Genomic DNA, 13,843 nt, shown 5'->3' on the forward strand with positions numbered 1-13,843 from the left:
CCGATGACGCAAAATTCTACCTCCCAGCCCAGAAAGCCCAATGCGCGCAGCGCGGCGGTGACGGCTGGCCCGAACCGGGCGGCCGCCCGCTCTTATCTGCGCGCCGCCGGCATGCAGGACGCCGACTTCGACAAGCCGATGATCGGCATCGTCAACACCTGGTCGACGGTCACGCCGTGCAACATGCATCTGGACCGACTGGCTAAGGACGTGCGCGCCGGCATCATCGCGGCGGGCGGCTATCCGGTCGATTTCAACACCATCGTCGTCACCGACGGCATCTCGATGGGCACGGCGGGGATGAAGGCCTCGCTGATCAGCCGCGAGGTTGTCGCCGACTCCATCGAGCTGGCCATCGAAGGCCACCAGCTGGACGGCGTGGTCTGCATCGTCGGCTGCGACAAGACGATCCCGGCGGCGGCCATGGCCTTGGCGCGAATGGATATCCCCGGCCTGGTCTATTACGGGGGCACCATCATGCCGGGCGTGATCGGGACTAAGGAGGTCTCGGTCCAGGAAGTGTTCGAGGCCATCGGCGCCCATTCGGCCGGCGCCCTGGACGACGAAGGCCTGAAGGCGGTCGAACAGGCCGTCTGCCCCGGCGCCGGGGCCTGCGGCGGTCAGTTCACGGCCAACACCATGGCCATGGCCCTGTCGGTCATGGGCATCAGCCCCATGGGCGCCAACGATGTGCCCGCCGTCGATCCGACTAAGGCCGCCGAGGGCGAACGCTGCGGCCGCCTGATCGTCGACCGCGTCTTTTCCGGCGACACGGCCCGCAAATACATCACCCGCGCCAGCCTGAAGAACGCCGCCGTCGCCGTCTCGGCCTCGGGCGGGTCGACCAATGCGGTCATGCACCTGACGGCGATCGCGGCGGAGGCCGGCGTCGAGTTCGGCGTCGAGGACTGCCATCAGGCCTGCATCGAGGCGCCGGTCATCTGCGATCTGAAGCCGGGCGGCCGCTTCCTGGCCTCGCACCTGTTTGCGGCCGGCGGCACGCGTCTGGTCACCCAGCGGATGGCTGAGGCCGGCAAGATCGTGAACACTCCCACCGTCACTGGCCGCAGCCTGTTCGCCGAGGCCGCCGAGGCCGAGGAAACGCCGGGCCAGGTGGTGGTGACCAACTTCGACGCCCCTGTGATGGATCGCGGCAGCTTCGCCGTCATCTATGGCGATGTCGCCCCGGAAGGCGCGGTCATCAAGCTGACGGGCCACAAGGTCGACACGTTCGAAGGTCCGGCCTGCGTCTTCGACTCAGAGGAAGACGCCTTCCACGCCGTTCAGGACGGATCGGTCGGCGAAGGCGACGTGATCATCATCCGCTACGAAGGACCCAAGGGCGGTCCGGGCATGCGCGAGATGCTGCAGGTCACCGCCGCCCTGAAGGGGCGCAAGATCGACAATGTCGCCCTGCTGACCGACGGCCGGTTCTCGGGCGCCAGCTACGGCTTCGTCGCCGGCCACGTCTCGCCGGAAGCCGCCGTGGGCGGCCCGATCGCCCTCATTCGCGATGGTGACCGCATCACCATCGACGTCACCAACCGCCGCATCGACGTCAATGTCGATCTGGCGACGCGCCGGGCGGGCTTTACGCCCCACGTAGTCCGCCCGGCGCGAGGTGTCTTCGCCAAATACCGCGCCTCGGTCGCCTCGGCCGCCCAGGGCGCTGTCACCATTCCCAACCCGCCGCCGGCCCAAGTCCCGGCAAGCCACAAAACCAACGCTGCTCAGGACGCCTGACCCATGGCCATCACCATCTACACCAACGAAGACATCAAGCCGGGCGCCATCGCCGGCCAGCGCATCGCCATCATCGGCTATGGCTCGCAAGGTCGCGCCCATGCGCAGAACCTGAAGGACAGCGGCCACGATGTGGTCGCCGGCGTCCGTCAAGGCGGCACGGGTTGGAAGAACGCCACCGCCGACGGCGTGCCCACCGCTGAGCCGGCCGAGGCCGTCAAGGGCGCCGACATCATCGCCATCCTGACGCCCGACATGGTTCAGGGCGACGTCTATCGCGACATCATCGAGCCGAACGCCAAGGAGGGCTCGGCCCTGCTGTTCGCCCACGGCTTCTCGATCATCTACGAGCGCATCACGCCGCGCGAGGACATGGACGTGATCCTGGTCGCGCCCAAGGGACCGGGCGATCTGGTCCGCCGCGAGTTCCAGCGCGGTCGCGGCGTGCCTTCGCTGTTCGCCGTCGAGAAGGACGTCACCGGCAAGGCCCGCGACCGGGCCATGGGTTACGCCAAGGGCAACGGCGGCGCGACCGGCGGCCTGCTGGAAACCACCTTCCGCGAAGAGACCGAGACCGATCTGTTCGGCGAACAGGCGGTCCTGTGCGGCGGCGCCAAGGAGCTGGTCATGCAAGGGTTCAACACCCTGGTCGAGGCCGGCTACCAGCCCGAGATCGCCTATTTCGAATGCCTGCACGAGCTGAAGCTGATCGTGGACCTGTTCTACGAAGGCGGCATCTCCAAGATGCACCACTTCATCTCCGAGACGGCCAAGTACGGCGCTGTCGCCAGCGGCCCGCGCGTCGTGACCGAAGAGACCAAGGCCCGCATGAAGACCATTCTGGACGAGATCCAGGACGGCACCTTTGCGCGCAACTGGATCGCCGAGAACGAGGCCGGCAAGCCGCAGTACGAGGCCTGGCTGAAGGCGGACCGCGAGAGCCAGATCGAACAGGTCGGCGCTCGTCTGCGCGAACGCATGGCCTGGCTGAATACGCCCAAGGCTGAAGCGGCCTGATCGCCGCCTGAACGACCGGATGACCCTGATGACCGCCGCCGCCTTCAAACCCTCAGCCGAGACCGCACCCCACTCAGGTGCGCGTCTGCTGGTCTCCACCCTGGAGCGGCTGGGGGTGGAGGTGGTGTTCGGCTATCCGGGCGGCGCCATCATGCCGGTTTATGACGCCTTGGCTGGCTCCAAGCTGAAACACATCCTGGTCCGCCACGAGCAGGGGGCGGCCTTCTCGGCCGACGCCTATGCCAGGAAGAGCGGCAAGGTCGGCGTCTGCATGGCCACCTCCGGCCCTGGCGCCACCAATCTGGTCACCGGCATCGCCAATGCGATGATGGATTCGGTGCCGATCGTGTGCATCACCGGCAATGTCGCCCAAGGCCTGATGGGCACTGACGCCTTTCAGGAGATCGACATCCTGGGCGTCACCCTGCCGATCGTGAAACATTCGATCCTGGTCCGCTCGGCCGCCGAGGTTCCCGCCGCGATCGAGGAAGCCTTTCATATTGCTAGGTCTGGCCGCCCCGGCCCGGTTCTGGTCGATCTGCCCAAGGACGTGCAGTTCGAGACGACCGGCGATGACTACGGATTTTCAATCCCCAACGAGACGGCACGCGTCGATCACGACGCCATCGCCGCCGCAGAGGCTGCGATCCGCACGGCGAAGAAGCCGCTGGTCTATATCGGCGGCGGGGTGAAGATCGGCGGCGCGACCGAGGCCCTGCGCGCCTTCGTCGCCGCGACCGGCATCCCTCAAGTTTCGACGCTGAATGCTCTGGGCACCATCCCGACCGATGCGCCGGGCATGCTGGGCATGCTGGGCATGCACGGCACGCGCGCCGCCAACCATGCGGTGCAGGACAGCGATCTGCTGATCGTCGTCGGCGCCCGGTTCGACGACCGCGCGACAGGCAAGTTGGCCGAGTTCGCGCCCAACGCCAGGATCGTCCATTTCGACATCGACGCCTCGGAAGTCGGCAAACTGCGCAGCGCCAATGTCGCCGTCGTCGGCGAGCTGCGCGAAGGCATTGAGGCGCTGACGGCGCGGATGCGGTCGGGCGCGGCGCTGGACATTCAGGCCTGGGCCGACGACTGCGCCGGTGCGGCCAAAGCGGGCGTTCACCGCTATGATGCGCCGGGCGAGGGGGTCTATGCGCCCGCCCTGCTGAAGGAAATCTCGGAAGCGGCGGGCGATGACTTCGTCGCCGCCTGCGACGTGGGCCAGCATCAGATGTGGGCGGCCATGCACTGCCGCTTCGCCAAGCCGGAAGCCCACATCACCTCGGGCGGTCTGGGCGCGATGGGCTTTGGTTTGCCCGCCGGCATCGGGGCGAAGCTGGCCGATCCTTCGGCGACGGTCGTCACGATCGCCGGCGACGGCGGCTTCATGATGAATATCCAGGAGCTGGCGACGCTGAAGCGTTACGGCATCCCGCTGAAGATCGTGCTGATCGACAACTCCTCACTGGGCCTGGTGCGCCAGTGGCAGGAGCTGTTCTTCGCCGAGAACTATTCCGAGATCGACCTGTCCGACAATCCGGACTTCGTGAAGGTCGCCGAAGCCTTCGGCATCGAGGCCTTCCGCATCGATCGCCGCGATCAGGTGTCCGACGGCATCCAGCGCCTGCTGGCCGCCGACGGCCCCTGCCTGGCCCATGTGGTCATCGACCCCCGAGACAATGTCTGGCCGCTGGTTCCGCCGGGCAAGAGCAATGCTGAAATGATGGAGGGCTCCTGAGATGAGCAACACGATCCACATCCAGATCGACCGTGCGGACGGTTCGCTTCAGCGTCTCATCGGCCTGGTGGAGCGCCGCGGCTTCTACATCGACGGCATGGCCCTGGCTGACGAGGGCGCATTCCGCCGCATCGCCCTGACGGTGCGCGGCCGCGACGCCGGCCGTTGCATGGACAATCTGGGTCGCCAGATCGACCGGCTGTTCGGCGTGCGCCGCATCAGCAACGACATTACTCAATCCGAGGCCGCGTAATGATTGCTCCCGAAAGCGTACGAGTATCGGGCGTATCCCGCACAGAGGAGATCGCCGCCGATCCCAACCGCGTCATCGTCTTCGACACGACGATGCGGGACGGGGAACAGGCTCCGGGCTTCTCGATGAGCGCCCAGGCCAAGGTGAAGATGGCCCAGGTTCTGCGGGACCTGGGCGTCGATGTCATCGAGGCCGGCTTCGCCGCCGCCTCGCCGGGCGACGAGGACTGCATCCGCCGCGTGGCGGGCGAGGTCGAGGGACCGATCTTCTGCTCCTTGTCGCGCGCCAACGAAAAGGACATCGACGCCACCTTCCGCGCCCTGGCGCCGGCGCCGAAGTCGCATCGTCGGTGCCACACCTTCATCGGCACCAGCCCGATCCACCGTTCCGCCAAGCTGAAGATGTCCACCAATGAGGTGCTGTCGACGGCCGTGCGGTCGGTGGAATACGCCCGGAGCCTGTTCGACGATGTCGAATTCTCGGCCGAGGACGCCTTCCGAACCGAGCCGGAGTTTCTGGCTGATGTGCTGGAGGCCGCCGCCGACGCTGGCGCCCGCACCCTGAACGTGCCCGACACCGTCGGCTATGCGACGCCGGAAGAGGTGCGCGAAACCTATCGCGCCCTGGCCGCGCGCATTAAGAAGCGTTACCCGCACGTGATCTTCTCGGCCCACTGCCACGACGACCTGGGCATGGCGGTCGCCAACTCCCTGGCCGCTGTCGAGGGCGGTGCGCGTCAGATCGAGGGCGCCATCAACGGCATCGGCGAGCGGGCCGGCAACTGCTCGATCGAAGAGGTCATCATGGCGCTGAAGGTCCGCGAGGACCGCTATGGCGTTACGACCGGCGCCGACAGCCGCCACTTGGTCCGCGCCTCCAAGATCCTGTGCGAGATCACCGAGACGGTCATCGCCCGCAACAAGTCGGTGGTCGGCATCAACGCCTTCGCCCACGAGGCGGGCATCCATCAGCACGGGATGCTGGCCGACAGCCGCACCTATGAGATCATGCGGCCCCAGGATGTGGGCTTCGAGGGCAGCTGGTTCGTGCTGGGCAAGCATTCGGGCCGTCACGCCATCGCCAAGCGCGCCGAGACCATCGGCCGTCCCATCGAGGGCGAGCGTCTGGCGGCGGTGGTCGCCGGCTTCAAGTCGCGCGCGGATCAGATCGGCGAGATCAACGACGCCGAACTGATCGCCATCATCGACCGGGTCAATGGCGTGTCCGAGATCGTGGCCCAATATGCCTGATTCCAAGACCCTGTTCGACAAGGTGTGGGACGCCCACGTCGTGCGGTCGGAAAAGGCCGATACGCCGGGCGTGCTGTATATCGACCTGCATCTGGTCCACGAAGTCACCAGCCCACAGGCCTTCAGCGAGATCGAGGCGCGCGGTCTGAAGGTCCGTCGCCCCGACCGCACCTATGCGACCCTGGACCATTCGACGCCGACGCTGCCGGCGGGGCTGAACGGGCTGAAGCCCTATGTCACGGCCCAAGCCGAGGCTCAGGTCCATACGCTGGAGCGGAACTGCGCCGCCCACGGCGTGCCACTGGCGGGGTGGGATTCGGACGATCGCGGCGTGGTCCATGTCATGGGGCCGGAACTGGGCCTGACCCAGCCGGGCATGACGGTGGTCTGCGGCGACAGTCATACGGCGACCCACGGCGCCTTCGGGGCCCTGGCCTTCGGCATCGGCACGTCCGAGGTCGGCCATGTGCTGGCGACCCAGTGCCTGTTGCAGCGCAAGGCCAAGGCCATGCGGGTGAAGGTGGACGGAAAGTTGCAGCCCGGCGTCTCGGGCAAGGACGTCGCCCTGGCGGTCATCGCCGCCATCGGTTTCGGTGGCGGCACCGGCTACGTCATCGAATACGCGGGCGAGGCGGTGCGGTCGCTGGACATGGAAGGGCGCATGACCCTGTGCAACATGTCCATCGAGGCCGGCGCGCGGGCGGGCATGATCGCCCCGGACCAGACCACCATCGACTGGCTGCGCGGCCGCAAACATGTGCCCGCTGACTATGAGGCCGCAACGGCCGCATGGCTGAAACTGGTGACGGATGCAGGCGCGGTCTTTGATAAGGAAGTGACCATCGACGGCGCCGCCATCCGACCCATGGCGACCTGGGGCACGACGCCGGATGCGGGCGCGCCGATAGGCTCGCCTGTGCCGCAACCGCAGTCGGACTCAGACCGCAAGGCCATCGCCTATATGGGCTTCACGGCCGGGGAGGCGACGACCAGCCAGCCGGTGGATGTGGTCTTCATCGGCTCCTGCACCAACGGACGCCTGCCCGATCTGCGCGCCGCCGCCGAGGTGCTGCGCGGCCGAAAGGTAAAGCCGGGTCTGCGCATGCTGGTGGTGCCGGGGTCCGAGGCCGTGCGTCGTGACGCCGAGGCTGAAGGCCTGGATCAGGTCTTCATCGCAGCCGGGGCCGAATGGCGCATTCCCGGCTGTTCGATGTGCATCGCCATGAACGGCGATTTCGTCGCGCCGGGCCAACTGGCCGTATCCACATCGAACCGCAATTTCGAAGGCCGCCAAGGCAAGGACGCCCGCACCATCCTGGCCAGTCCAGCGACGGCGGCGGCGACGGCGGTCGCTGGTGTGCTGACCGATCCGCGCGTCTTTCTGAAGGAGGTCGAGCATGTCTGAACCCTTCCAGGTGCTGACCTCCAAGACCGTGACCCTGAGCCAGGCCAATATCGACACCGACCAGATCATTCCGGCGCGGTTCCTGACCACGACCACGCGCGAAGGGCTGGGCAAGGCCGCCTTCTATGACTGGCGTTACGAGGACGACGGCTCGGAAAAACCCGAGGCCACTTTGAACCGGATCGATCCGGCCGAGCACCGCATCCTGCTGGCGGGCCGGAACTTCGCTTGCGGTTCGTCGCGCGAACATGCGCCCTGGGCCCTGCTGGACTATGGGTTCCGGGCGGTGATCTCGACCGAGATCGCTGACATTTTTACATCGAATGCGCTGAAAAACGGCCTTCTGCCCATCGTCGTCAGCCAGGCGGTTTGGGACGATCTGGCGTCGCAGCCGGACCAGCCGGTTACGATCGACCTCCAGGCCAATCAGATCCAGCGCGGCAATGCCGAACCCGTGCCGTTCGGGGTCGAATCCTTCGCCCGCCAATGCCTGCTGGACGGGGTGGACACCCTGGGCTGGCTGCAAGCAAACATGCCTGAAATCGAAGCCTACGAGCGATCGAAAGAGACCGTAAGATGAGCACCGCCGCCACCAAGACCTACAACATCGTCCTGCTGCCCGGCGACGGCGTCGGACCGGAGGTCACACGGGCCGCGCGCGACGTCCTGCGGGTCATCGGCGATTTCTATGGTCACCATTTCGAGTTCGCCGAGCATCTGATCGGCGGCGCGGCCATCGACGAGACGGGCGAGCCTTTGCCAGAGGCCACGCGCGCCGCCTGCGTCGCGTCCGACGCCGTGCTGCTGGGCGCCGTCGGCGGACCGAAATGGGATGGCGGCAAGGCGCGTCCGGAACAGGGGCTGTTGGCCATCCGCAAGGCGATGGGCCTGTTCGCCAATCTGCGGCCGTTGCAGGTGTCGCCGGTGCTGGCGCACCGCTCCCCGCTGAAGAAGGAGATCGTCGAGGGCGTCGATCTGATCGTCTTCCGCGAACTGACCGGCGGCGTCTATTTCGGCGAGAAGACCCGCACCGCCGACCGCGCCACCGACCTGTGCGAGTACACCGTGCCGGAGATCGAGCGGGTGACCCGCGCCGCCTTCCAGACCGCCCAACAGCGTCGCGGCAAGGTGACCTCGGTCGACAAGGCCAATGTCATGGAGACCAGTCGCTTGTGGCGCGAGGTCGTGACCCGCATCCATGCCGAGGAGTTCCCAGACATCACCCTGGAGCACGCCCTGGTAGACTCCATGGCCATGCACCTGATCCGCAAGCCGCGCGAATACGACGTCATCCTGACCGAAAACATGTTCGGCGACATCCTGTCGGACGAGATCTCTGTGCTGGGCGGCTCCATCGGCCTGTTGCCGTCGGCGTCGCTGGGCGCGGGCGGGCCGGGTCTGTTCGAGCCGATCCACGGCTCGGCGCCGGACATCGCCGGTCAGGATTTAGCCAATCCGGTCGGGACCATCCTGTCGGCGGCCCTGCTGCTGCGTCACAGCCTGAAACTGGAGGACGAGGCCGATTCCATCGAGGCCGCCGTCGCCGCCGTTCTGGCGGCCGGCGCCGTGACAGCCGATCTGGGCGGCGCGCTGGGCACGCGCGCGGCGACCGAAGCCGTCATCGACGCCATCCGCGCCATCCATTGGGCGGCGGCGCACCGGGTGCAGATGCACTGGGCCTGACAGCCTAAACTGAGTCTGAAAATCCTGCTGCTGAGCTTGGCTTTGTTGGCATGCACGATCTGACATAGGGCCGTATGATCGAAAGATCGTGCGGCCCTGATTTTTTTGGTTGTGACCGTTGCAAGAAAGTTGCGCCGTTCACGGTCTAGCCACTTGCGCCTATCGCAAATGCGGTAAAATCTTCGCAACTGCGAGATTGCATAGGGGGTACTAGCTCATGTCGCGGACCACGAAACGACTTACGGGAGCGGCTGCGCTCCTTCTTCCCACACTCTGTCTGATGGCCGCTGGCCCAGCCAATGCGCAGGACGCCGCGCCCGCCTTGCTCGGCCACCAAGCCGCGCTTGAGCTGGACAGCGCCGGCGCCTCATGGCTCGGCACCTCGACCGCCCTGGTTCTGCTGATGACCCTCCCCGGTCTGGCGCTGTTCTATGGCGGCATGGTGCGCAAGAAGAACGTCATCGCCACCATCACCCAGTCCGTCGGCGTCTTCGCCGTGGTGTCGCTGGTGTGGTTCATCGCGGGCTACAGCTTGGCCTTCGGCAAGAACGAAAGCGCCGGCCTTCAGCCCTTCATCGGCAGTCTGGACATGCTCTTCCTGAACGGCGTGTCGTTGAAGACCGCCAACGCCCTGCTGCCGGGCATTCCCGAGTTCCTGTTCATCTCCTTCCAGATGACCTTCGCCATCATCACCCCGGCGCTGATCACCGGCGCATTCGCCGAACGGTTCAAATATTCGGCGCTGTTGCTGTTCACCGCCCTGTGGTCGCTGCTGGTCTATGCGCCGATCTGCCACTGGGTCTGGGGCGGCGGTTTTCTGGGTTCGGCGGGCGTGCTGGACTTCGCGGGCGGCGCCGTCGTTCACGTCAACTCGGGCGTCGCGGGCCTGGTGTGCGCCATCTTCCTGGGTCGCCGTAAGGGTTATGGCACAGAGGTCATCACCGCTCACAACCCCGTCCTGACTATGATTGGCGCCTCGCTGCTGCTGGTCGGATGGATTGGCTTCAACGCCGGCTCGGCGGGCGCCGCAAACGACCTGATGGGCGTGGCTTTGCTGAACACCATCCTGGCCGCAGCCGCCGCCGCCCTGACCTGGAAAATCGTCGAATACATCGAGAAGAAGAAGGTCTCGCTGATCGGCATGCTGTCGGGCGTCGTCGCCGGTCTGGTCGCCATCACCCCGGCGGCCGGCTTCGTCGACCCCAAGGGCGCGGTCATCATCGGCCTGATCGCTGGCCCGGCTTGCTACGCCTCTTCGGTGTGGATCAAGAAGCTGCTGCGCTACGACGACAGCCTAGACGCCTTCGGCATCCACGGCGCGGGCGGCCTGATCGGCGCCCTTCTGACCGGCGTGTTCGCCACGACCGCGATCAACAGCCTGTCGGAAGGCGCCAACGTCGGCGCCCAGGCCCTGGGCCTGTTGTGGACCATCGTCTACAGCGCCGTCGGCACCCTGATCATCCTCTTCATCTGCAAGTTCACCACGGGACTGCGCGTGAGCGAGGCGGAGGAAGCCGCCGGTCTGGACACCTCTCTGCACGGCGAAGCATTGGAACACTGAAATCCGTGTATAGGGCGCGGCTCCCGATCCGCGCCCTTTCTCGGCCAACAAAAATAAAAGGGGATAGACTATGAAGAAGACCATCATCCGCGCGGCCGCCGCCGCGACTCTCGCCGCAGGTCTGATCGGCCTCGCGGCGCCGGCCTCGGCCCAGAGCGACGTCGACGTCGCCTGGAACGTCGGCGTCGTCAGCGACTACGTGTTCCGCGGCTTCACCCAAACCAGCGAAGACCCCGCCATTCAAGGCGGCGTCGACCTGACGTCGGGCAGCTTCTATGCGGGAGCCTGGGCCTCCAACGTCGACTTCGGCGACGACACCGACGCGGAAGTCGACCTGTACGGCGGCTATCGCACCGAGGCGGGCGGCTTCGCGCTGGATTTCGGCGCGATCGGCTATCTGTATGTCGGGGAGCCGGACGGCGCGGACTATAACTACGCCGAGTTCAAGGCTGCGGCCTCGCGCGCGGTCGGTCCCGCCACCTTTGGCGCGGCCGTCTATTACTCGCCCGACTTCTTCGGCGCGGACAAGGAAGCGACCTACGCCGAGGTCAACGCCGCCTTCTCGCCGGCGCCCAAGTGGACGGTGTCGGGCGCGCTCGGCAAGCAATGGCTCGACGTCAGCGACGACTACACCACCTGGAACGTCGGCGTCGGCTATGCCTTGACCGACAAGGTGGGCGTCGATGTCCGCTATCACGATACCGATGTGGACGGCGTGCCCGGCGCCGAAGAGCGCATCGTCGGGGCGGTGAAGCTCACCTTCTGAGCCGCGTCAGCCCGAATTGAGTACGGCCCCGGAGAGCGATCTCCGGGGCCGTTTTCGTATCAGCGGGCGTAGCGGTCGTGGACGGGGTCGTAGCTGTCCCAGACCTTGCCGTCGGCCAGAGACCGCAGCAGCTTCAGATATTCCGCGTGGGTCCAGGCCAGGGGCGTGGCCGAGTCCGTATTCTGACCCACAGCGTAGTCCTTGGCCGTCGGGTTGCCGACGCCGTCCCACACCTGTTCGGCCAGCATCAGCCCGCCGTTGGCGAACCGCTCCATGCCGCGCACATAGGTCTGGCGGATGGCGGCGATATCGGCGGCCGAGGGGTCGCCGTTCACGCTGACGCGAGCCAACTCATAGTGACCGCGCTCGCCCGTGAAGAAGGGCCAGACCCGACCGCGCTGACCGGGGCTCATCTCTCCGCCGACGCCATAGTTGGCGCCCGTCAGATGATCCTCGCCATAGCCATCGACGCCATAACGGCGCCAGCCCGGAGTCTTGTCGCCCTCGGGACCGAAGTCGTAGCGAACGCGATAGAGCGGCTCCAGCGACTGATCGTCATAGACGGGCAGGGTGGACAGGATGTGCGGGTCGTCAGCCTTCCGTACCCCATAGCGCACCAGTTCCAGGAAGCCGCCGTCAACGACGCGGTCTTCGGCCGGGGCGATCTGGCCATTGGCGGCGCCGATCGAGGCCTTGTCGTTCGGGTTCTCGTTCTGAGTGATGCGGATGTAGTAGCGACCGTCGCCGAAGTCGCCGTTGGTGGTGAACATCCGCTCTTCGATCTTGGACGCATAGCTGTCGGCCGCGATCTGGTAGCGCGTCGCGCCGGCGGCGTCGCCCGAGGCTCGCGCCATTTCAGCGGCGACCGTCAGGCCCGCGACCACGGCGGCGGTCGAGGACGGCGAATAGCCTTGCTGCTCCTCCCAGCGTTCCTGCTGGGTGAAGGGCGGCTTAATCTCCGCGTCGTTCCACATCAGCCCGATCTTGCCGCCGTCGACCAGGAAGTCGGCCGCCGGCTTCAGCATGGACCGATAGTGTTCAGTCATCTGCCCGTCCGACAGCCAGCCCATCTTCCACAGACGATAGCCCAGCATGATCGGCATGGCTGTCTGGTCCAACTGGACCGCAACCCATTCCAGTTCGCCATCGACGTGCGTCTTCTGCAGGAACCAGCCGCCGGCGCCGGTGTTGCCGGGCGTGTTCGGGCCGACCTGGACCTGGGGCAGATAGTTGAAGGCCGCCAGCGGCGTCTCCTTGTCGCCCAGCGCCGCCAGAGTCATCGCCACCTGATAGAAGTCGCGCGGCCAGACGGCCTTGTAGCCGGTCGAGGACTTCGACGCGTCCACCGTGTCGCCCCACGGGTTCGACAGGGACGCGATCAGGGCGCCGGCGTGGGTGCGATCCTCCTGCACCTTCAACATCAGGGCCGAGGCGTAGGCCAGTTTGCCGCCGTCGGTCGCCTGCTCGGCGATGCGCGGCAGTTCGGTGAGAGAGGCGACATAGTCCTCCCAACCCACGCGCTCGCCCTCGCCGTTGAAGCGGGCCAGCACCTCGTCCAGACCGGTCGAGAACGAACCGTCCGCAGCGGCGCGCGCCTCAGCTTCGCTGGCGCCGAAGCCGATGACGAAGTCGCGCGTGATCCGGCTGCTTTGGCGCAGGCGCGGCAGGGCGCCGGTCATCATGGTGTTGCCGGCTTGGTCGCCGGTCGAGGCGTAAGTCCAGTCCAGCTTGCCGTCCTTCAGATCCGTCAGACCGTCCGAGGCGCTGACGAAGCCGACGCTGGCCTTTTCGAAGGCCTCGCTGGGCTTCAGGAACAGGTGGGTGTCGCCTTCCCAGGCGTGAAAGCCGTCGCGTGTGACCTGACCGCGATCCTCGACGCCGGTATTCGCGATGTGCGGCTCCAGCATCAGATAGGGCGTCACATCGCCTTTCAGCGCCGTGATGGTGACGCGCAGCACCAAGGCGTTGCGGTCGGGATCGCTGAAGATCTGCTTTTCGATCTCGAAGCGGCCGTTCTTGTCCTGGGTCGTGACGCGATAGGCCGGCGACAGCGGACGCCCTTGGGCGTCGACGTGCAGATACTCGGTGCGGCTGGTGGTGTCGTCGCCTTCGACGACCAAACCGTCCTGGGTCAAGCCGGCAAAGCGCAGCGCCTTTATCTGGGCCTCATGGATCAGGCCATACATGGTTTCGGTCAGGACGCCGTCGGCGATGGAATACCAGACCTTGGACACCGCGCCGGTCGGGCCGCCGTCGCGATATTGGCCGTCGACATAGGCCTCGTAAGAGGCGCCGGCGCCGGTCTTGGCCGCACTGGACCAGACCGGCGGGGCGCCGGGCGCGCCGGGGGCGACGCCCGATTGGGCGTTTGCGGCGGAAGCGAGGGCCAGGCCGGCGGCGCCGGCGAGGCAGAAGGTACGGAAGTGACGCATT

Annotated in this window: 11 protein-coding genes; 10 read left to right on the top strand and 1 reads right to left on the bottom strand. The window is 66.4% G+C overall.

All coding sequences use genetic code 11. The annotated features are described in order from the left end of the window. Positions 1-3 precede the first annotated feature (3 nt). The 10 genes from PFY01_RS05375 (at position 4) to PFY01_RS05420 (ending at position 11,410) form a co-directional block, all read left to right on the top strand. Positions 4-1,743: a dihydroxy-acid dehydratase gene (locus tag PFY01_RS05375; protein ID WP_271042704.1), complete on the top strand. Its 1,740-nt coding sequence runs from the start codon at positions 4-6 to the stop codon at positions 1,741-1,743. Positions 1,744-1,746: 3 nt separating this feature from the next. After that, on the top strand, positions 1,747-2,760 hold the full coding sequence (gene ilvC, locus PFY01_RS05380) for a ketol-acid reductoisomerase (protein WP_271042705.1): 1,014 nt from the start codon (positions 1,747-1,749) through the stop codon (positions 2,758-2,760). A gap of 19 nt (positions 2,761-2,779) precedes the next feature. Then, entirely contained in the window at positions 2,780-4,492 is a 1,713-nt protein-coding gene (gene ilvG, locus PFY01_RS05385; protein WP_271042706.1) for an acetolactate synthase 2 catalytic subunit, read from the top strand. Between the two features lies 1 nt (position 4,493). After that, on the top strand, positions 4,494-4,745 hold the full coding sequence (locus PFY01_RS05390; protein ID WP_271042707.1) for an ACT domain-containing protein: 252 nt from the start codon (positions 4,494-4,496) through the stop codon (positions 4,743-4,745). Then, a complete protein-coding gene (locus PFY01_RS05395; protein WP_271042708.1) occupies positions 4,745-5,995 on the top strand; it encodes a 2-isopropylmalate synthase in 1,251 nt (416 codons plus the stop codon). Before PFY01_RS05390 ends, PFY01_RS05395 begins: the two co-directional genes overlap by 1 nt. Further along, positions 5,988-7,400: a 3-isopropylmalate dehydratase large subunit gene (gene leuC, locus PFY01_RS05400; RefSeq protein WP_271042709.1), complete on the top strand. Its 1,413-nt coding sequence runs from the start codon at positions 5,988-5,990 to the stop codon at positions 7,398-7,400. The genes PFY01_RS05395 and leuC overlap by 8 nt, the downstream gene beginning before the upstream one ends. Further along, the gene (gene leuD / locus PFY01_RS05405) at positions 7,393-7,980 is read left to right on the top strand and encodes a 3-isopropylmalate dehydratase small subunit (protein ID WP_271042710.1); all 588 of its coding nucleotides are present in this window, start codon (positions 7,393-7,395) and stop codon (positions 7,978-7,980) included. Before leuC ends, leuD begins: the two co-directional genes overlap by 8 nt. After that, on the top strand, positions 7,977-9,083 hold the full coding sequence (gene leuB, locus PFY01_RS05410) for a 3-isopropylmalate dehydrogenase (protein ID WP_091748404.1): 1,107 nt from the start codon (positions 7,977-7,979) through the stop codon (positions 9,081-9,083). The genes leuD and leuB overlap by 4 nt, the downstream gene beginning before the upstream one ends. 217 nt (positions 9,084-9,300) lie before the next feature. Then, entirely contained in the window at positions 9,301-10,644 is a 1,344-nt protein-coding gene (locus tag PFY01_RS05415) for an ammonium transporter (RefSeq protein WP_420197047.1), read from the top strand. A 70-nt stretch (positions 10,645-10,714) separates the two neighbouring features. Beyond that, positions 10,715-11,410, top strand: a complete 696-nt coding sequence (locus PFY01_RS05420; RefSeq protein ID WP_271042712.1) for a TorF family putative porin — start codon at positions 10,715-10,717, stop codon at positions 11,408-11,410. 59 nt (positions 11,411-11,469) lie between these two features. On the opposite strand, the gene PFY01_RS05425 is transcribed toward PFY01_RS05420, so the two are convergent. Next, complete coding sequence (locus PFY01_RS05425; RefSeq protein WP_271042713.1) at positions 11,470-13,842, bottom strand: glucan 1,4-alpha-glucosidase; 2,373 nt, start codon at positions 13,840-13,842, stop codon at positions 11,470-11,472. Between the last annotated feature and the right edge of the window lies 1 nt (position 13,843).

Origin of the sequence: Brevundimonas vesicularis (assembly GCF_027886425.1) — a bacterium.
Classification (GTDB): Bacteria; Pseudomonadota; Alphaproteobacteria; order Caulobacterales; family Caulobacteraceae; genus Brevundimonas; species Brevundimonas vesicularis_C.